The sequence below is a fragment of the Aeromonas bivalvium genome (genome assembly GCF_046078285.1).
GTDB lineage: Bacteria > Pseudomonadota > Gammaproteobacteria > Enterobacterales > Aeromonadaceae > Aeromonas > Aeromonas bivalvium.
This window is the reverse complement of record NZ_JBGXBV010000008.1, coordinates 1-18,730: the sequence shown is the minus strand read 5'-3', so window position 1 is coordinate 18,730 and position 18,730 is coordinate 1. Positions and strand designations below refer to the sequence as shown.

15 protein-coding genes and 1 pseudogene are annotated in these 18,730 nt (G+C 63.2%); 13 read left to right on the top strand and 3 right to left on the bottom strand.

Going from position 1 to position 18,730, the window contains the following annotated elements:
* Window positions 1-350 precede the first annotated feature (350 nt).
* From ACEUCR_RS16115 to ACEUCR_RS16065, 11 genes and pseudogenes are all read left to right on the top strand, one after another.
* Entirely contained in the window at window positions 351-995 is a 645-nt protein-coding gene (locus tag ACEUCR_RS16115) for a LuxR C-terminal-related transcriptional regulator (RefSeq protein ID WP_041997392.1), read from the top strand.
* Window positions 995-1,432, top strand: coding sequence for a curli production assembly/transport protein CsgE (locus ACEUCR_RS16110; protein ID WP_052448046.1), 438 nt, complete (start codon window positions 995-997; stop codon window positions 1,430-1,432). Before ACEUCR_RS16115 ends, ACEUCR_RS16110 begins: the two co-directional genes overlap by 1 nt.
* 11 nt (window positions 1,433-1,443) lie before the next feature.
* Complete coding sequence (locus ACEUCR_RS16105) at window positions 1,444-1,842, top strand: curli assembly protein CsgF (RefSeq protein ID WP_041997395.1); 399 nt, start codon at window positions 1,444-1,446, stop codon at window positions 1,840-1,842.
* A gap of 7 nt (window positions 1,843-1,849) precedes the next feature.
* Window positions 1,850-2,704, top strand: a complete 855-nt coding sequence (locus tag ACEUCR_RS16100) for a CsgG/HfaB family protein (RefSeq protein WP_041997397.1) — start codon at window positions 1,850-1,852, stop codon at window positions 2,702-2,704.
* 230 nt (window positions 2,705-2,934) lie between these two features.
* Complete coding sequence (locus ACEUCR_RS16095) at window positions 2,935-3,456, top strand: curlin (protein WP_408791414.1); 522 nt, start codon at window positions 2,935-2,937, stop codon at window positions 3,454-3,456.
* 34 nt (window positions 3,457-3,490) lie between these two features.
* Window positions 3,491-5,065 carry a curlin gene (locus tag ACEUCR_RS16090; protein WP_408791412.1) on the top strand — a complete coding sequence of 525 codons (1,575 nt, stop codon included), beginning with the start codon at window positions 3,491-3,493 and terminating at the stop codon, window positions 5,063-5,065.
* A gap of 128 nt (window positions 5,066-5,193) precedes the next feature.
* Window positions 5,194-5,508 carry a curli-like amyloid fiber formation chaperone CsgH gene (gene csgH, locus ACEUCR_RS16085; protein ID WP_162625896.1) on the top strand — a complete coding sequence of 105 codons (315 nt, stop codon included), beginning with the start codon at window positions 5,194-5,196 and terminating at the stop codon, window positions 5,506-5,508.
* Between the two features lie 83 nt (window positions 5,509-5,591).
* Window positions 5,592-8,417, top strand: a pseudogene (uvrA, locus tag ACEUCR_RS16080) (excinuclease ABC subunit UvrA); the annotation flags it as partial.
* 528 nt (window positions 8,418-8,945) lie between these two features.
* On the top strand, window positions 8,946-9,557 hold the full coding sequence (locus ACEUCR_RS16075) for an OmpW family outer membrane protein (RefSeq protein ID WP_111875075.1): 612 nt from the start codon (window positions 8,946-8,948) through the stop codon (window positions 9,555-9,557).
* A gap of 175 nt (window positions 9,558-9,732) precedes the next feature.
* The gene (locus tag ACEUCR_RS16070) at window positions 9,733-11,712 is read left to right on the top strand and encodes a methyl-accepting chemotaxis protein (RefSeq protein WP_408791410.1); all 1,980 of its coding nucleotides are present in this window, start codon (window positions 9,733-9,735) and stop codon (window positions 11,710-11,712) included.
* An 8-nt stretch (window positions 11,713-11,720) separates the two neighbouring features.
* Window positions 11,721-13,184 (top strand): ABC transporter substrate-binding protein, encoded by a 1,464-nt coding sequence (locus tag ACEUCR_RS16065; protein WP_408760593.1) that lies wholly within the window; start codon window positions 11,721-11,723, stop codon window positions 13,182-13,184.
* A gap of 92 nt (window positions 13,185-13,276) precedes the next feature.
* Here the strand turns inward: ACEUCR_RS16065 and ACEUCR_RS16060 are convergent, their stop codons facing one another.
* Window positions 13,277-14,077, bottom strand: coding sequence for a GNAT family N-acetyltransferase (locus ACEUCR_RS16060; protein WP_408791408.1), 801 nt, complete (start codon window positions 14,075-14,077; stop codon window positions 13,277-13,279).
* Between the two features lie 327 nt (window positions 14,078-14,404).
* Between ACEUCR_RS16060 and metF the strand changes: the two genes are divergently transcribed.
* Entirely contained in the window at window positions 14,405-15,295 is an 891-nt protein-coding gene (metF, locus tag ACEUCR_RS16055) for a methylenetetrahydrofolate reductase (RefSeq protein WP_041997414.1), read from the top strand.
* Window positions 15,296-15,367: 72 nt separating this feature from the next.
* Here the strand turns inward: metF and ACEUCR_RS16050 are convergent, their stop codons facing one another.
* Window positions 15,368-16,513 (bottom strand): benzoate/H(+) symporter BenE family transporter, encoded by a 1,146-nt coding sequence (locus ACEUCR_RS16050; RefSeq protein WP_408791407.1) that lies wholly within the window; start codon window positions 16,511-16,513, stop codon window positions 15,368-15,370.
* A gap of 90 nt (window positions 16,514-16,603) precedes the next feature.
* Here ACEUCR_RS16050 and ACEUCR_RS16045 point away from each other — a divergent pair, with 90 nt between their 5' ends.
* Complete coding sequence (locus ACEUCR_RS16045; protein ID WP_111875070.1) at window positions 16,604-17,185, top strand: helix-turn-helix domain-containing protein; 582 nt, start codon at window positions 16,604-16,606, stop codon at window positions 17,183-17,185.
* Between the two features lie 3 nt (window positions 17,186-17,188).
* On the opposite strand, the gene ACEUCR_RS16040 is transcribed toward ACEUCR_RS16045, so the two are convergent.
* On the bottom strand, window positions 17,189-18,385 hold the full coding sequence (locus ACEUCR_RS16040) for an NnrS family protein (RefSeq protein WP_408791405.1): 1,197 nt from the start codon (window positions 18,383-18,385) through the stop codon (window positions 17,189-17,191).
* Window positions 18,386-18,730 lie beyond the last annotated feature (345 nt).

The following is an 18,730-nucleotide window of genomic DNA, read 5'->3' as shown; positions in this document are numbered from 1 at the left end:
TAGCACATCTTTAGCGCGAGCGGGCCGCTTTGGCTCGCCCCGGTCCGCTTCAGGTTACGCTAGCCCATTTGCCGGTCGCCGGACAAGTGGCCCGGCCACGAGGGCAGCGTCCGACAGCACCATGATGACCCCGCGTTGAACCCTCATGTCTCATTTGCCCCCCCAAATAGGGGGCGTATCCTAGTCCACTGTATTGTCTAGAAAAAAATGAGTTTTACTCCCATTTGGTCGGCGTCTCATACTTTTTTAATGCTGTGCAAAAATAGGGGGTTGTTACTCTCTTGCGACCATTCCTGGCACCCGAAAAAACAAAAACGAGCCAACCGGCACACAGTTCAAGGAAGAGCCCCATGACGACAGTGACCCCCTTGGTCCTCGTGACCGAAGGCAATGTGCAGGCGACGACCTTTACCAGCCACTTGATGGCGCAAGTGGGTCAACCCATCACGCTGATCAGCCAACCGGATCAGCTGTTGACCATGGGGGAGTGCAGCCTGTTTCTGATCGATCTGGATTATCTCAAGTCGAGCCAGCAGTTCGGCTGGCACAGGGCCATCGCCGCCTTCGACTCCGCTAGCACAGTGCTGCTCAATGCCCCCAACAGCACGGACAGGGATCTGCTGCTGATGTGGCCCAATACCAGCGGCCTCTTCTTTCGCCAGGATCCCCTGGATCGCCTGGTGGCCGGGATCCGCAAGGTGATGGAGGGGGAGTTCTGGATCCCCCGTCATCTGATGTGCGAGCTGGTCAACTACTACCGGCAGGGCAACGAGCCCGCCCAACGCCACCAGACCCTGCTCACGGTGCGCGAGCGGGAGATCATTCGCTACCTGATGACGGGGGCCTCCAACACCGAGATTGCCGACAGCCTGTTCGTCAGCGAGCACACCATCAAGTCCCACCTTTATAACGTCTTCAAGAAGCTGAACGTCAAGAACCGGCTGCAGGCGGTGAGCTGGGCCAAGGATTACCTCGATTTCACGAGTTCCCACTGATGCAACGCTGGCTGCTCTGCCTCTGGCTGGCCGCCGCGCCCCTGCTGGCCGCTGACGAGGATGTCAACGCGCCCCTGGAGTCCCTGCAACCCGAGCAGGAGAACGACAGGATAGAGATAGGGGGCCTGGTGATCGATCGCACCTTCACCCGCTTCGGCCAGGGGTTCTATCACCACTTCAGCCGGCTGCGGGAGGATGAAGACCCGGACGGCAGGGAGAACCTCACCATCCATGAGCGGCCGACGGCGCGCTGGGGGAGTCTTGTCTGGGTAACCCACAACCGCAAGGTGCTGTTCAAGACGGCGCTCTCGCCGGTGCGCAGCCAGGGAGAGCTGGCGGCGCAGCAGGCCTGGGGCCAGGTGAGCAAGATTTTACGGCAACAGAAGGTGGCCATGATGTTCATGGATACCTTCGATCTGGAACACGATGAACTATAAGGACATGGCATATGTGCTCTCGCCTCCTGCTCCTGGCCCTGACGGTCACCATGACCGCCTCCGCCTCCGAGCTGATCTATCGCCCCATCAACCCCAGCTTTGGCGGTAATCCTCTCAACAGCAGCCACCTGCTGGGCACGGCCAATGCCCAGAACGATTACAAGGATCCCTCCGCCGGTGGCAGCAGCGGCACCTCGGCCCTGGACAGGCTCACCTCCAGCCTGCAGTCGCGGCTGGTGAGCCAGTTGCTGGCGGACATAGGCCAGGATGGCAGCCAGAGCGGCAGCCTGGTTACCGACGAGTTCGCGATCAATGTGGTGGACGAGGATGGCACCCTGGCCATCTCCATCACGGATAGAGCGACGAATGAAACCACCCTGATCGAAGTGAATGGCCTGATCGCCGACTGAGGATGCTATGAAACGGATACCCCTGTTCGCCACCCTGCCCCTGGTGGCCCTGCTGCTTGGCCTCGGCGGTTGTGCCACCCACATAGGCTCCCCCGAGCCCGATGAGAAGGCGACCCTGATGCCGAGATCCATCTCCTATAAAGAGCTGATCAGCCTGCCCAAGCCCAAGGGCAAGATAGTGGCCGCCGTCTACGACTTTCGTGACCAGACGGGCCAGTATCTGCCGGCGCCGGCTTCCAACTTCTCCACCGCCGTGACCCAGGGCGGGGTCGCCATGCTCAGCACGGCGCTGTGGGATTCCCAATGGTTCGTCCCCCTGGAGCGGGAGGGGCTGCAGAATCTCCTGACCGAGCGCAAGATAGTGCGGGCGACCCAGAACAAGCCCAATGTGCCTGGCAACAATCAGCAGCAGCTCCCCTCCCTGGTGGCGGCCAACATACTGATCGAGGGGGGCATAGTCGCCTATGACAGCAATGTGCGCACCGGTGGGGTAGGGGCCAAGTATTTCGGGATAGGGGCGAGCGGTGAATACAGGGTCGATCAGGTTACCGTCAACCTGAGGGCGGTCGATATCCGCTCCGGCCGCATCCTCAACAGCGTCACCACCGCCAAGACCATCCTCTCCCAGCAGGTGCAGGCCGGGGTGTTCCGCTTCGTCGAGTACAAGCGGCTGCTGGAGGCCGAAGCCGGGTTCAGCACCAACGAGCCGGTGCAGATGTGCGTCATGTCCGCCATCGAATCTGCGGTGATCCGCCTCATCGCCAACGGGGTGCGGGACAACCTCTGGCAGCTGGCCGATGCCAGGGATCTGGACAACCCCATACTGCAGGGGTATCTGCAAGACAGCGCCCCCATCCTCTGAGGCGGGGTCAGCCACTCAAGGCCTGTCTCACCTCTGCCCACTTTCTTTCAAAGGCCCGTTCAGGGCCTTTTTTCATGGGTCCCCATGGGGAGGGCGGGTCTCAGCCTCTTCTCACACTTTCTTCCCAGGACGGGCGGGATCCGAATCAGCCTCGAATCAGCTATGTGCCTGATGGCCGCCCGGCCGGGGGCTGGGGATACTGGACCCGCACTTCAAAAAGGTAATCACAGATGAAATACCTGACGCCTCTCCTGATGACCCTGAGCCTGCTCGGCCTGCCCGTGGCGGCGCAGGATCTCGCCCCGGCCAGCGAACTGGGACAAGACAACGAACTCGAGCTGCTGCAGCGCGGGGAGGGCAATCAGGCCCGGCTGTGGCAACTGGGCACGGACAACGAGCTGTTGCTCGGCCAGTCGGGGAACGACAACCAGGCGCGCCTGATGCAGCGAGGGGATCGGCAGCGGCTGAGCCTGGAGCAGATCGGTGACAACCACTGGGTCGATGCGGTCCAGCTCGGGGTCGGCAACAGTGCCGAGCTCTACCAGGCCGGCGTCGGCAACCAGATCTGGCTGTGGCAGCAGGGTCTGGACAACCAGGCCTGGATCAGCCAGAGCGGGTATGACAATCGGGCGCGGGCGGTTCAGCTCGGTGATGGCAATCTGGCCACCATAGAGCAGAGCGGCAGCGGCCTGGCGGCCACCGTCATTCAGGCGGGGGTCAACCAGCAAGTGAGAGTAGTCCAAACCAACTGAGCCCAGGCTCACACCAAAGCACGAGAGGGAAATCATGTTCAAACGTACCATCATCGCCTCCGCCGTATTGCTGGCTACTTCCAGCGTCTGGGCGGCTTCCACCAACAACCAGGCCACGGTCGCCCAAACCGGCAACAACAACCTGGCCACGGTCGAGCAGATCGACAACAGCAACCACAACGAGGCGAGCATCAGCCAGGTGGGGGCCGACAACGAGGCGAAAACCATCCAGAAGAACACCAGCCAGTCCGAGGCCAGCGTGGCTCAGATCGGGGTCGGCAACGACGCCCTGGTGACCCAGGAGTCCAGCACGGCGGGCTCCCTGGCCCAGGTCGCGAGCACGGGCAACTTCAACGTCGCCACCGTGACCCAGCAGGTGTTCAACGAAGGATCCCATGCCTCCGTGGCCCAGATCGGCAACCACAACAACGCCGATGTGATGCAGGACAACGGTGATGGTGCCAGTTCTACCGTGAGCCAGGTGGGCAATCACAACGAGGCCAACCTCAACAACTATTGGTCCGACAAGGCCATCGCCAACGTCAGCCAGCTCGGCAATGGCCATGAGGCCAGCGTCTCCCAGCAGATCGCCGATGGCGCCGAAGCCCAGGTTGCCCAGTCCGGCAACCTGAACAAGGCCAGCGTCACTCAGGCCACCAATAACTATGGCTATGCCTATCCGGAGGGAACCCTGGCAAAGGTGACCCAGTCTGGCAGTGGCAACGAGGCCCTGGTCGACCAGCGCGATCTCGATAACAAGGCCTATGTCACCCAGAGCGGTGCCGATGGCTATGTGACCACGGCCCAGTCCGGCTCTGCGGCCGGTGAGGGCAACACCCTGACCGCCCACCAGGCTGGCAGCAACGAGCGCGCCACCCTGACCCAGGTTGGCAACCGCAACGAGATCGAAACCAGCCAGACCGGCCATGACGACGGGTTGACCATCGATCAGCTGGGGGATGACAACCTGGCCATCGCCTATCAGAGCGGCGCCGGCGAACAGGCCACCATACATCAGGTGGGTGAAGGCAACCTGGCCGACACCGAGCAGAAGGGGGCGGGCAACCAGGCCAGCGTCAATCAGCAGGGCAATGGCAACGATGCCGTAGTCAAGCAGCTGGCCAGCAGCACGGATGGCGTGGTGACCATAGATCAGAACGGGAATGACAACTACGCCAATGCAGTGCAGGAGGCGGGCAGCAACAACCAGATCGCCATCGACCAGCAAGGGGATCGCAACCAGGTGGCGGCCGCCCGTGACGTGGAAGGTAAGGGCGCCTGGACCTGGGGGTCGGACAACGAGCTGACCGTGGCCCAGAGCGGGAATGACAACTGGGCCTATGCCGATGCGTCCCACTCGGGTTCGACCGTGACCGTGACCCAGACCGGGGACATGAACAGCGCCTCCGTCGAATCCTATCTGGGCAGCGACAACGAGCTGAGCGTCAGCCAGACCGGCAACCACCATGTGGCCGATGTCTACGTCAACGCCGGCATGAATGGCGGCAACAACCTGGTCGATGTGGTGCAGACCGCCAGCTACAATACGGCTCAGGTCGATGTGTACGGCAGCAACAACCAGGCTTATGTCTACCAGGGCGGCAATTGATGCGTCTCATGTTCGGGGGCCTGCGGGCCCCTTTTTCATTTTCGCGGCGGCGCGGGGGTCACCTCTGGTGGTGCCTGCTGCCCCTGCCATGGCTGATGACCCTGGCCGTCCTGGCCGAGGAGAACGAGATGACGCCAGTCCCCAGTGTGCAGTTCAATGCCATATCGACCCCCACCGGCCTCTCCCTGGCCCCCACCCTGCACAGCGGCCAGCCTGTGACGCTGGGCTTCACCCTGGATCTGTGGAGCGAAGGCGCCGCCGGGCAGAGCCACCAGCGCCAGGGAGGGCAGGTCAGACTGCTCGCCGATCGCCCCCATGGTCTGGGCCGGCTGAGTCTGGGGTTGAGCTGTCCCTACCAGGTCAGGGTCAGGGTGCAACTGTGGCAGGGGGAGGCGCTGCTGAGCGAGCAGGAGCAGCATTTCAGCTGCCCGTCGCCGCCGTGATTTCCCGCCTGGACTGTCTATTCATCCAGTAGTCTCTATGCCATACTGGCCCGCTCTGGTTCCCGTATCGAGCGCGCAACAAGATGGAAAAAATCGTGATCCGGGGTGCCCGCACCCACAACCTCAAGAACATCAACCTGACTCTGCCCCGCGACAAGCTGATCGTGGTCACGGGTCTCTCCGGCTCCGGCAAGTCCTCCCTGGCGTTCGATACCCTCTATGCCGAGGGGCAGCGCCGCTATGTGGAGTCGCTCTCCGCCTACGCCCGCCAGTTCCTCTCCCTGATGGAGAAGCCGGATGTGGACCATATCGAGGGGCTGTCGCCTGCCATCTCCATCGAGCAGAAGTCCACCTCCCACAACCCGCGCTCGACCGTCGGCACCATCACCGAAATCTACGACTACCTGCGCCTGCTGTTCGCCCGGGTCGGCGAGCCCCGCTGCCCGACCCATGCCATCCCCCTCGCCGCCCAGACCATCAGCCAGATGGTGGACCAGGTACTGGCCCAGCCCGAAGGGGCCAAGCTGATGCTGCTGGCCCCCGTGGTGCGCAACCGCAAGGGGGAACACAGCAAGCTGCTGGAGAACCTGGCGGCCCAGGGTTACATCCGCGCCCGCATCGATGGGGAGGTGTGCGATCTCTCGGATCCTCCCGCCCTGGAGCTGCACAAGAAGCACACCATAGAAGTGGTGGTGGACCGCTTCAAGGTGCGTGATGACCTGGCCCTGCGCCTGGCCGAATCCTTCGAGACGGCCCTGACCCTCTCCGGCGGCATCGTACTGGTGGTGCCCATGGACGGGGAGGATCAGGTGAAAGCCATGACCTTCTCCGCCAACTTCGCCTGCCCCGAGTGCGGCTACTCCATGTCGGAGCTGGAGCCGCGCATCTTCTCCTTCAACAACCCGGCGGGGGCCTGTCCTACCTGCGACGGCCTCGGGGTGCAGCAGTATTTCGATCCCGCCAAGCTGATCCACGATCCGAGCCAGAGCCTGGCCGGTGGTGCCATCCGTGGCTGGGACAAGCGCAGCTTCTACTACTTCCAGATGCTCAAATCTCTCTCCGATCACTATCAGTTCGACCTGGATACCCCCTGGGGGGATCTGCCTGCCAGGGTGCAGGAGGTGGTGCTGCGCGGCTCGGGCCGTACCGAGATCGAGTTCCGCTACATGAACGATCGCGGCGATGTGGTGGTGCGCAAGCACCCGTTCGAGGGGATATTGCACAACATGGAGCGCCGCTACCGGGAAACCGAATCCAACTCGGTGCGCGAAGAGCTGGCGAAATACATCGCCAACAAGTCCTGCACCAGCTGCGGCGGCAGCCGGCTGCGGGAGGAGGCCCGTCACGTCTTCGTCGACAACCGCAACCTGCCCGCCATCGCCGAGCAGTCCATCGGCGACGCCCTGGCCTTCTTCGAAGGATTGAACCTGTCCGGCCAGCGCGCCCAGATCGCCGACAAGATATTGAAAGAGATCGTCGAGCGGCTCGGTTTCCTGGTGAACGTGGGTCTCAACTATCTGAGCCTGTCTCGCAGCGCCGAGACCCTCTCCGGTGGTGAGGCCCAGCGGATCCGGCTGGCCAGCCAGATCGGCGCCGGCCTGGTGGGGGTCATGTATGTGCTGGACGAACCCAGCATAGGTCTGCACCAGCGGGACAACGAGCGGTTGCTGGGCACCCTGACCCACCTGCGGGATCTGGGCAATACCGTGATCGTGGTGGAGCATGACGAGGATGCCATTCGCCTCGCCGACCATGTGCTCGACATTGGTCCGGGGGCGGGGGTACACGGCGGCGCCATCGTGGCCCAGGGCACACCGGAGGAGATCATCGCCAATCCCGAGTCCCTGACCGGTGACTACCTCTCCGGGCGCAAGGAGATCGCCGTGCCGGCCGAGCGTACCCCGCTTACCGACCGCTGGCTCAGACTCAAGGGGGCGAGCGGCAACAACCTGCGCAACGTCAACCTGGATCTGCCCATCGGGGTGATGACCTGCGTCACCGGCGTCTCCGGCTCCGGCAAGTCGACCCTGATCAACGATACCCTGTTTCGCATCGCCCACCGCGAGCTCAACAAGGCGACCGAGTCCACCCCGGCCCCTTACCGCAGCATCGAGGGGCTGGATCAGCTGGACAAGGTGGTGGACATCGACCAGAGCCCCATCGGCCGCACCCCACGCTCCAACCCGGCCACCTATACCGGCCTGTTCACCCCGATCCGCGAGCTGCTCTCCGGCACCCAGGAGGCGCGTTCGCGCGGTTACCAGCCGGGTCGCTTCTCCTTCAACGTGAAAGGGGGGCGCTGCGAGGCGTGCCAGGGGGACGGGGTCATCAAGGTGGAGATGCACTTCCTGCCGGACGTCTATGTGCCGTGCGACGTCTGCAAGGGCAAGCGCTACAACCGCGAGACCCTGGAGGTGAAGTACAAGGGCAAGAACATCCACGAGATCCTCGAGATGACGGTGGAGGACGCCCGCGCCTTCTTCGATCCCGTCCCTGCGGTGGCGCGCAAGCTGCAGACCCTGATGGACGTGGGCCTCTCCTATATCCGCCTCGGCCAGTCCGCCACCACCCTGTCCGGTGGCGAGGCGCAGCGGGTCAAGCTGGCGCGGGAGCTCTCCAAGCGGGATACCGGCAAGACCCTCTATATCCTGGACGAGCCGACCACGGGCCTGCACTTCCACGACATACAGCAGTTGCTCAAGGTGCTGCACCAGCTGCGGGATCGGGGCAACACCATGGTGATCATCGAGCACAACCTGGACGTCATCAAGACCGCGGACTGGGTGGTGGATCTGGGACCGGAAGGGGGCGCCGGCGGTGGTCGCATCCTGGTGACGGGCACCCCGGAGCAGGTGGCCAGGAATAAGGAGTCCCACACGGCCCGCTTCCTGGCCCCCCTGCTGGCGAAGCTGGCGGCCAGGACCTCGGCCAGCCAGCCTGGGCGCAAACGCAAGGCGCAAAAGACCGAGCAGAGCGAGTGACGGTCAACCGTCCTCTTCGGTGAGGACGCGCTGTCGGCGTCCGGCGAGCGGGATCTCCGGGTCCCTCTTTTACATGGGGGATCTCCGGGCCCCTCTTTCTACAAAGGGGGCCTGCGGGCCCCCTTTGACATGGGCGCTCAGGGAACCCGGCGGCGGCGGGAAATAATAGCCTGGTGGCGTGCGGTGCGGCAGGCGGCGAATAAGCCACCTGGATCACAGAACCTGTATTCAACCCACCGCTTAAAGCTGAAATTATATTCACGTCAAAAACAGTAACCATTAAAAATCATATGGTTAGCCATGAAAATAAGAGGCGTCTCGCATCTCGTAAGCTATTTCGTACATCTATCTATTTATTGGTAACGTTTGCGCTAAATCAATAACCAGCCAGTCACATCCTTTTATAGTCGCCTTGCTTACAACCCAGAATGAAAAACTAAAAAAGGAAACTTGGTGATGAACAAATTGCTTCCCCTGATGCTTGCAGCCGCCTTTACCGCCCCCGCCATGGCCCACCAGGCCGGCGACATCCTGGTGCGCGGTGGCCTGGCCTTCGTCTCTCCCCAGGAGAGCAGCGACGACGTGCTGGGCACGGGCGAGTTCCAGGTCGATGACGACATGCAGCTCGGGCTGACCCTCTCCTACCTGATCACCGACAACTGGGGGGTCGAATTGCTGGCGGCCACCCCCTTCTCCCACCGGGTGAGCACCCCCGGGCTGGGGGAAGTCGCCAAGGTCAAGCATTTGCCGCCGAGCCTGATGGCGCAGTACTACTTCGGTGACGCCCAGAGCAAGGTGCGTCCCTATGTGGGCATCGGCATCAACTACACCACCTTCTTCAGCGAGAAGGGCAAGGGCGCCCTCGAGGGGGCGGACGTGAAGCTGGATGACTCCTGGGGCATGGCGGGTCAGATCGGCCTCGACATGGCGATCAACGATCGCTGGTTCGTCAACGGCTCCGCCTGGATCATGGACATAGACACAGAGGTACACGTCAATGGCGGCGAGGGGATCAAGACCTCCATCGACCCCATGGCCTTCATGGTCGGCGTCGGCTATCGCTTCTAATGACACCTACTTGCACTGCACGTCCTTTTCGCCCGGCTGAGCCGGGCTTTTTTATGGGCGTCTATTGATTCCCTTGTCATAAAAACATCATAAATTCACCTCTCCTGTCTCCACTAATGGGCCGCCCGGCCGATATCCCTTGTACTGTCCCTTTCCCAACGAGTGAGGATGTCTCATGGGTTTGTCCATCGTGCAGCGGATCATCGCCGGATTTGTGCTGATGCTGCTGTTGTTAATCCTGCTGGGGGCCGTCAGCGCCCTCAAGATCCGGGGGATCAGCCAGGGTCTCTCCCAGGTGTCCGATACGGCCACCCCCCTGGTCATTACCGTGGCTGGCCTCAAGGGGGCGCTGCAGGACAGCAACCGCTGGGTGCTGGAGTACCGTGCCAGCGAGCAGGCCAGCAAGCTGCCGGATCTGGCCAGCCGCTTCCAGCAGCAAGAGGCAGGCTTCAAGACCCTGAGCCAGCAGATGGGGCGTTTCACCGAGCTGGCCGAGGCGCGTCAGCGTTTCGCCGGGGTGGAGCAGGCCACGGGGCAGTTCTACGGGCTGGCCGAGCAGGTGATGGCTCAGCATGGCCAGTGGCTCGACCTGCTGGCGCGACGCCAGCAGCTGGAGATGGCCTTCATCCGCCTGGAGGATACCTATCAGTGGGCTGCGGATCTGCTGCTGCAGCAGGCCGCCGCCAAGCGATCCATGCGCAACAAGGCCGAACTCATCACCTCCGGCATCGCCCGGGATCTGAAGAACATCCGCCGCGCCGATGGGGAAACCGACCTCAACGAGCTGGAGCGGGTGCTCGGCAAGGACATAGAGATGGCCCGCAAGCGGCTGGAGCGGGTCGATGTGCCCGCCGACGTCAAGCAGCGCTTCGTCTCCAATCTGGACAGGATGCAGGAGCTGGCCCTCGGCAAGCAGGGGCTGCTCGCCACCATGCGTCAGGGCCAGCAGCTCGCCGTCTCCCTGGAGCAACTCAACCAGCAGCTGGATACCGCCCTGGTCAGCAGCCTGAGTCAGCTTGACGAGATGGGCAAGAGTGCAGGCACCATCGCCAGTGAGAGCCGCGCCCAGGCCGATGATGCCGTCAGCAGCGCCAGCATCTGGATCCTGCTGGTGGCCGCCGTCTCCGCCGGCGCCGCCCTGCTCATCGGTTACACCACGGCCCGCAGCATTCAGCGCCCCTTGCAGCGCATCGACCATGAGCTGGGCCTGATGGCGGCAGGGGACATGACCCGTCGCATCGACTACCGCAGCCGCTGCGAGTTCGGCAGTCTCTCCCGCTCCATTGACACCCTGGCGGGCAAGACGGGGGAGCTGCTCTCCCAGATCAATGCCGGCTCCCGCCACCTGGTGGAAGAGGCGAGCCGCGCCGCCGAGATAAGCGATCGGGCCATGGCCCGGGTGCAGGATCAGAAGAGCCAGACCGATCAGGTGGCTGCCGCCATCACGGAACTGGAGGTGAGTGCCACCGAGGTGGCCCGCTCCACCGATGGCACCCGGCACGAGGTGGATCTCGCCGATGCGGAGGCGAAGGCCGGTCGTCATCAGGTCGCCGCCACTCGCCGTCTCACCGAGGAGCTGGCAGGCGCCATGGCCGAGGCGATGGGCATCACCCACAAGCTGGGGGAGTTCAGCCACAACATCGGCAGCATACTCGACGTGATCCGCGGCATCGCCGAGCAGACCAACCTGCTGGCGCTGAACGCCGCCATCGAGGCGGCTCGGGCCGGTGAGGCCGGTCGCGGCTTCGCCGTGGTGGCCGACGAGGTCAGGGCCCTGGCCAACCGGACCCAGACCAGCACGGAGGAGATCCAGGCCATGATAGAGAACCTGCAGAGCGCCAGCGACCAGGTGGTCGAGGTGATGGCGCGCAGTCAGGAGCAGACCGGCAGTTGCGTCGATCAGACCCGCCAGATGGATGAAGCCCTGCAATCCATCGCCGATCGGATGAGCGCCATCAAGTCGATGGCCGATCAGGTCGCCCACGCCGCCCAGGAGCAGATCTCGGTCAGCCAGGGGGTGGCGCGCCACATCGCCGGCATCGCCGAGGTGGCCTACGAGACAGAGCGGGAAGCGCGTCAGTCGGCGGGCAGCAGTGAAGTGCTGGCCGATCTGGCGGGCAAGCAGCAGCAATTGATCGCCCATTTCAAGGTATGAGAGGACTTATGGCTAACAAGTGGATTGGAGCCCTGAGTCTCCTGGTGTGTGGTCAGCTGATGGCCAGCGAGCTGGTGATCGAAAGCTGGCGGATCGATGACAAGGCTCTGTGGGAGCAGAAGATAATCCCGGCCTTCGAGGCCGCTCACCCTGGCATCCAGGTGAGATTCAACGGCGTGCAGAACGTCAGCTACATGCCGACCCTGTGGGCCAGCCTGAAGGCGGGCAAGGCGGGGGATCTCATCACCTGCCGTCCGTTTGACGACTCCCTGGCCCTGTTCAAGGCGGGCCATCTGGCCGAGCTGACCGAGATGGCCGGGATGGAGAACTTCCCGAGCTTTGCCCAGTCCCCCTGGCAGACCGACTCGGGGGCGCAGACCTTCTGCGTGCCCATGGCCTCCGTCATTCACGGCTTCTTCTACAACAAGGCGATCTTCAGCGAGCTGGGACTGACCGTGCCCCAGACCCGCGACGCCTTCTTCGCCGCCCTCGACAAGGTGAAGGCCGATGGCCGCTATGTGCCGCTCGCCGTGAGCGGCTCGGAGAGCTGGGTCGCCTCCGAGCTGGGTTTCCAGAACATAGGCCCCAACTACTGGCAGGGGGAGGATGGACGACTGGCGCTGATCGACGGGCAGGAGCGGCTGGACAACCCGCAATATGTCAAGGTGTTCGAGGAGCTGGCCCGCTGGCGCGCCTATCTCGGCGAGGGGGGGGAGAGCCGCGACTATGCCGCGACCAACGAGCTGTTCACCTCCGGCAAGGCCGCCTTCTATGCGGCGGGATCCTGGGAAATCGCCCCCTTCACCGGCAAGCTGGACTTCGGGGTGATGCCGCCGCCCGTGGCCAGGCAGGGGGACGGTTGCTTCTTCACCGATCACACCGACATCGGCATGGGGCTCAATCCCGCCAGCAAGAACAAGGAGGCCGCCATGGCCTTCCTGCAGTGGCTGACCAGTGCCCAGTTTGCCGAGCTGTATACCAATGCCCTGCCGGGCTTCTTCTCCCTCTCCAACCACTTCTTCGAGGTGGACAACCCGGCGGCGCGGGAGATGATGGAGTGGCGGGACAAATGTGACTCCACCATCCGGGTCGCGACCCAGATCCTCTCCCGGGGAGAGCCCAAGCTGGGGGATGAGTTGGCGAGCCAGAGCCAAGCTGTGCTGCTTGGCAGCCAGACGCCCCAGGGCGCGGCGAGCAAGCTGGAGCAGGAGCTGAAAGGCTGGTATGGCCCCCATCAGGGCAACCAGGGCAAGAAGGATGCGCCCTGCCTGTGCGAGGCCGCGGCCCCGAGCGATGCCCCTCTGGCGACGAGCCCGGCGACCCAGGAGGCCGCGAGCGTGCCGGATCAGACCCCGGTTCCCGCCCAGGCCGCCACGGCGCCCGTCCAGGACAATGCCGAGGCGGCGCCATTGCCTGCGGGCACTGTGCCCGGCGTGGAGGCGGCGCTGGCCCAGGCCCTGGAGAGCCAGTGACGAGAAGCGCGCGACCCCGTGCCGGGCGGGGCTGAGTGATGCAACTAAAACGGGAGGCCTTGGCCTCCCGTTTTAGTTGGGTGTGTACGGGATCAGCTCGCCTCGTCCCTGGGCCAGCGGCACAGGCTGGCGATGCGGGCCCTGGGGGTGAAGCCCAGGTCACGGTAGACCTTCTGGGCGTGATACTGCTCATCCGCCACTATCACCAGGGAGGGGACTCGGGCCAGACCCAGGGTGGCAACCCTGGCCAGCAGCTGCTTGCAGCATCCCTGATTGCGCCAGGCCCGCCGGGTGCGCACCAGCTGGAAGCGACCCTGGGTGGCGGTGAAGAAGAGGCCGCAGCTCGCGACCAGTTCGCTGCCGCACCAGAGCCCCCACCAGTCACCGAGGCCATCGGAGATCATGGCCTGATAGAGACGCTGGCGGCTCTCCAGATAGGCGAGGTAACGCTCGGCCGGGTAGTCGGGCTCACGCTCTTCGAGCTCGAGGGCGAGCCAGTCGGCCCATTCGCTGGCCACCAGGGGGCGCACCGTCAGCGTTGGCCTGACCGGGGGGGCGATCAACTGCTCAGAGGTCAGGGTCAGCACCACGCACTCCATGTACTGGTAGCCGGTGGCGACAAAGCCGGCGACCCGGCTGTTCTGTCCCTCGGCCAGGGGCCACTGGAAGGTGCGATGGCGGAGTCCGCCATCCCGGTCTACCAGCAGATCGAAGCTCTGCTCCAGCCAGCCCTTGTCCCGATCGCTCGGGGCCGTGCTCAGCAGCAGATAGTTGCCGAAGTAGTAGTCGGGGGCAGAAGGGGTGCGCACCGCCCAGAAGCCGGGGTGCTGGCTAACCTCGCCCTGATAGCGATCGAACAGCAGGTCGGTGGCGAAGCCGGGGTGGCTATCCATGATGAGCTCCTCTTGGCGGATACTGGGTTATCGGCAGGGGAGGCTGGATATTGAAAAGGGGCCGGAGCTGGGCTCCGGCCAAACAATCACACGCAGATTCAGAACGTCCAGGACGATCCGCCGTCATCATAACCCGAGCCAACGGCTTTTGGCATGGGAGCCAACCCGCAATAACGAGATAAATAAGTGATCGTATGACTCCCTTTGGGCCGTTTTACATTTCCTGGTTGACATTCGAACGCTTTCTCTTAAAGATAGCAAGACGTTTAGACGTCCAGACATTCATCGGCGTCGTGAAGAGCAGCGAGCAGGTCAGGGAGTAGAGGAATGGGATTTCACAGTGCACGTCAGGTTGAGGCACTCAACCAGAGTCTGGCCGATTTGAGCGGCGATATCGGGGTCAGCTTCGAGTTTTTTCCACCCAACAGCGAAGGGATGGAGAACACCCTCTGGCAATCCATAGAGCGGCTCAAGGTACTCGAACCCAAGTTCGTCTCCGTGACCTATGGCGCCAACTCCGGTACCCGGGATCGCACCCACAAGGTGATCAAGGACATCAAGGAGCGCACCGGTCTCATCGCCGCGCCGCACCTGACCTGTATCGATGCCAGCCGCGACGAGCTGCGCACCATCGCCCGTGATTACTGGAACAGCGGGATCCGCCACATCGTCGCCCTGCGCGGGGACCTGCCCCAGGGCGTGGACAAGCCGGAGATGTATGCCACGGATCTGGTGGCTCTGCTCAAGGCTGAGGCGGACTTCGACATCTCGGTGGCGGCCTACCCGGAGGTGCACCCGGAGGCGCGCAGCGCCCAGTCCGATCTGCTCAACCTCAAGCGCAAGATAGATGCCGGCGCCAACCGCGCCATCACCCAGTTCTTCTTCGACGTGGAGACCTATCTGCGTTTTCGGGATCGCTGCGCCGCCATCGGCATTGATGCGGAGATAGTGCCGGGGATACTGCCTGTCTCCAACTACCAGACCCTGGCCAAGTTTGCCGGTTTCACCAACGTCAAGGTGCCGCGCTGGATGCACCAGCGCTTCGAGGGGCTGGATAACGACCAGATGACTCGTAACCTGGTGGGCGCCAGCATCGCCATCGATCAGGTGCGGGTACTGAGCCAGGAGGGGGTGAAGGATTTCCACTTCTATACCCTGAACCGCTCCGAGCTGACGTATGCCATCTGCCACACCCTGGGGGTGCGCCCCAAGGGGTGAGCCGCCTCAGCCTCAAGCAAAAAGCCAGCCCATGGGGCTGGCTTTTTGTTGTCTGCATGGCGGGGGCTCAGTTCAGCAGCGGCGCAGGCGATAGAGACCCCAGCCGATGAGCAGCCCCCAGCATGCCGCCCCCACGCCGAGCAGGCTGATGCCGGAGGCGGTGATCAGGAAGGTGAACAGGGCCGCCTCACGCTCGTCATCTTGCTGCAGTGCCGCGTGCAGGCTGTTGCCTATGGTGCCGAGCAGGGCGAATCCTGCTATCGCCGTGACCAGGGCGGGCGGGAAGCCGTTGAACAGGGTGACCACGGTGGCGCCAAAGATGCCGCTGAGCAGATAGAAGCCGCCGGCCCAGACCGGAGCCGCCCAGCGCCGGGCGGGATCCTGATCCACCTCCTTGCCCATGCAGATTGCGGCCGTGATGGCGGCCAGATTGAAGGCGAAGCCGCCGAAGGGGGCCAGCACGGCACCCAGGATGCCGGTCCAGCCGATGAGAGACGAGGAGGAAACGGAGTAGTCGTGGGCCCGCAGGATGGCGATGCCCGGCATGTTCTGGGAGGTCATGGTGACGATGAACAGGGGGAGCGCTATGCCAAACAGGGCATCGAGGGAGAAACTTGGGCTCATCCAGACCGGGCTGGCCAGCTGCCAACCGAGCTCGCCGAGTTGCAGTTGCCCCCGCAGGCCGCACAACAGGATACCCGCCGCCAGCACCACCACCATGGTATAGCGTGGCCAGAGATGGCGAGCGGCGATGAAGCCCAGCAGCAGTACAGCGATCAGCAGGGGATCCTGGGGCGTTATCTTGAACAGATCCAAGCCGAAGCGCAGCAAGATCCCGGCCAGCATGGCGGTGGCCAGACTGGCCGGGATCTGCTTCATCAAACGTTCAAACCAGCCGGTGATCCCGCACAGGGTGATCAGCAAAGAGGAGAGCAGGAAGGCGCCGATGGCCTCGGCCAGGGTGAACTGGCCCAGACTGGTGATGAGCAGGGCGGCGCCCGGCGTCGACCAGGCCGTCAGTATGGGGGTACGGTAATAGAAGGAGAGGGAGATGCAGCTCAGCCCCATGCCGATGCCAAGGGCCCAGAGCCAGGAGGCGGTCTGGTCCGGGTCCGCCCCGGCGGCAGCGGCCGCCTGTATGATGAGCACGACCGAGCTGGTATAGCCGACCAGCACGGCAATGAAGCCGGCGACCAGGTGGGGGAGGGCGAGGGGCATGGGGACATCCTTGTGTCAGCGTGTGCGTTATTGCGTACAATAGGGTCTGAGTATAGGGTTGAGCGTTATAACGCACAAGGGTGGCATCGAATGCAGACCATGAATCAACACCTGGCGCAGCGATTGAAGGCGCTGCGCAGCGAGCTGGGCTGGAGCCTGGATGCGGCGGCGCGAGCCACCGGGGTGAGCAAGGCCATGCTGGGCCAGATCGAGCGGGGCGAATCCAGCCCCACGGTGGCAACGCTGTGGAAGATTGCAACCGGCTTTCGGGTCTCCTTCTCCAGCTTTATCGAGCCGGCTCCCACGGCGAAGGGCGACGTGCTTTATCGCACCGCCGACGCCATTCGCCAGCAACCTGCCGGGGAGGGCATGCAGGTAGCCCCCCTCTTCCCTTATGAAGGGCGCTTTGGCTTCGAGCTGTTCGAGCTGACCCTGTTGCCCGGCTATCGGCGTGAGTCAGAGCCCCATGAGCCTGGGGTGACCGAACATGTCATCGTCATCAGTGGCACCATGGAGGTGCTGGTGGACGGGGAGTGGCGCCGGCTCGAACAGGGGGCTGCGGTACGTTTCGCCGCCGACCGCCCCCATGGTTATCGCAATCTGGGGGACGTCCCAGCCATCTTCCATAACCTGATCCACTACCCGTCGCCTCAGTCTCCCGAGCGGCCTTGATCTTCAGCCAGGACGGCCGTCAGCTCTGGGGCTGGTCAGTATGGGGGCATAGATCCAGACGAAGAGACCATATGCCAGGGACCAGCCGAGGCCACTGAGATTCCAGCCGTACAGGGTATCGGCGGGCCAGAGCAGCGGGATCAGTACCCGGCATCCGGCCGCCGCGATGATCAGGGCGAATGCCCAGCTGATCCGGCGGCCCACCTGCAAAGGGCGCCCGCTGTGGCCGAGCGACACCCGCGCTATCATCCCCAGGATCATGGTGCCCAGGCAGCCGACGCTGAGCAGATGGCTGGCCAGGGACAGGGAGATGGCAAGACCCGCCGCCTGGGCCGAGAGGGCGAGCAGGCCGAGGGGAATAAACAGGTAGGCGAGGTGCAGTGACCACAGCAGGGGATGGGGGAGCGTCGTCGGCAGACGCCAGCGCAACTGTCGCCACAGATGCAACCCGGCCGCCACTATATATAGAGGCACCATATAGATGCCGGTGGTCCCTGGCGTGGGCAGCAACAACCAGATCAGCAGGATGAGCCACAGGGAGGCGAGGGCCGTGCGCTCCAGCCACAACAGGGGCGCCGCTTTTTCCCGGCCTGTGCCGCGGGCGGTGAAGAAGGGAATGACACGCCCGCCCATCACGGCAATCAGGGTCGTGAACAAGAGCACTGTAGTGAGCAGCAGATGTTCTGTGACTGCCCATTGCTCATGCCATAGCCAGCTTGCCCCGTTGAGCAGTGTCAGCATCAGCAGCAGGGGCACGAAGAAGAGGTTGCGCCATTGGCGAGTCGCCATGATGGGTTTGGCCAGGAACCAGGCGCACAGTGGCAACCAGGCCAAATCCGCCACCATCAACACCGGATTTCCTTCACCCAGCCAGGGGAGCAGGCATCTCGGCACCATCCACAATCCCACGACCAGTGCCAATGGCCAGCTGCGCACGCCGGGATGGCCTGTCCAGTTTTGTACTGCGGTCAGCAGAAAGCCCGCGACGATGGCGGCGCCGAAGCCAAATAACATCTCATGGGCATGCCACCAGATGGGATTGCCGATACCCGGCATTTGGATCAAGCCATTGAGCTGTGCCAGCCACCCCAACATGGTCACGGTAGAGAAGAGGGCTCCGAGCAGGAAGAAAGGCCTGAACCCCAGACGGAACAGGGGCACAACTTGCTCTTCCTTGCGGCTATCCAGAATCTGATGCATGACGGCAACCTTAAATTGTCATTTGAGATGACCATTATAGGGAGACTTCTCAAATGTTCAATTCAATTCCGGTCAGGGTCTGGATTGTCGGGATAGTGAGCAAAGAAACAGGGGGGTTGCTGCATATCTGAGCGAACGAACCTTTTCTGTCATCTTTTTGTCATTCTTCCCTTGCCAGCGGGCGCGCCATCCCTATAATGCGCCCCTACCAGCACGGCGGAACACGCCGGACTGATGAGTCAGCTTCCTTGCGAAGCTGGCGCCGAAAGAAAAGCGAAAACAACCGCTTGACTTTCGAAGTGAGGAGCGTAAGATGCGCCTCCTCAACGCGATAAGCGTGACGCT

What these genes read in the sequence shown, in the direction of transcription:
- ACEUCR_RS16115 (WP_041997392.1), top strand. Translation starts at nt 351, where the DNA reads ATGACGACAGTGACCCCCTTGGTCCTCGTGACCGAAGGCAATGTGCAG.
- ACEUCR_RS16110 (WP_052448046.1), top strand. Translation starts at nt 995, where the DNA reads ATGCAACGCTGGCTGCTCTGCCTCTGGCTGGCCGCCGCGCCCCTGCTG.
- ACEUCR_RS16105 (WP_041997395.1), top strand. Translation starts at nt 1,444, where the DNA reads ATGTGCTCTCGCCTCCTGCTCCTGGCCCTGACGGTCACCATGACCGCC.
- ACEUCR_RS16100 (WP_041997397.1), top strand. Translation starts at nt 1,850, where the DNA reads ATGAAACGGATACCCCTGTTCGCCACCCTGCCCCTGGTGGCCCTGCTG.
- ACEUCR_RS16095 (WP_408791414.1), top strand. Translation starts at nt 2,935, where the DNA reads ATGAAATACCTGACGCCTCTCCTGATGACCCTGAGCCTGCTCGGCCTG.
- ACEUCR_RS16090 (WP_408791412.1), top strand. Translation starts at nt 3,491, where the DNA reads ATGTTCAAACGTACCATCATCGCCTCCGCCGTATTGCTGGCTACTTCC.
- csgH (WP_162625896.1), top strand. Translation starts at nt 5,194, where the DNA reads ATGACGCCAGTCCCCAGTGTGCAGTTCAATGCCATATCGACCCCCACC.
- ACEUCR_RS16075 (WP_111875075.1), top strand. Translation starts at nt 8,946, where the DNA reads ATGAACAAATTGCTTCCCCTGATGCTTGCAGCCGCCTTTACCGCCCCC.
- ACEUCR_RS16070 (WP_408791410.1), top strand. Translation starts at nt 9,733, where the DNA reads ATGGGTTTGTCCATCGTGCAGCGGATCATCGCCGGATTTGTGCTGATG.
- ACEUCR_RS16065 (WP_408760593.1), top strand. Translation starts at nt 11,721, where the DNA reads ATGGCTAACAAGTGGATTGGAGCCCTGAGTCTCCTGGTGTGTGGTCAG.
- ACEUCR_RS16060 (WP_408791408.1), bottom strand. Translation starts at nt 14,077, where the DNA reads ATGGATAGCCACCCCGGCTTCGCCACCGACCTGCTGTTCGATCGCTAT.
- metF (WP_041997414.1), top strand. Translation starts at nt 14,405, where the DNA reads ATGGGATTTCACAGTGCACGTCAGGTTGAGGCACTCAACCAGAGTCTG.
- ACEUCR_RS16050 (WP_408791407.1), bottom strand. Translation starts at nt 16,513, where the DNA reads ATGCCCCTCGCCCTCCCCCACCTGGTCGCCGGCTTCATTGCCGTGCTG.
- ACEUCR_RS16045 (WP_111875070.1), top strand. Translation starts at nt 16,604, where the DNA reads ATGCAGACCATGAATCAACACCTGGCGCAGCGATTGAAGGCGCTGCGC.
- ACEUCR_RS16040 (WP_408791405.1), bottom strand. Translation starts at nt 18,385, where the DNA reads ATGCATCAGATTCTGGATAGCCGCAAGGAAGAGCAAGTTGTGCCCCTG.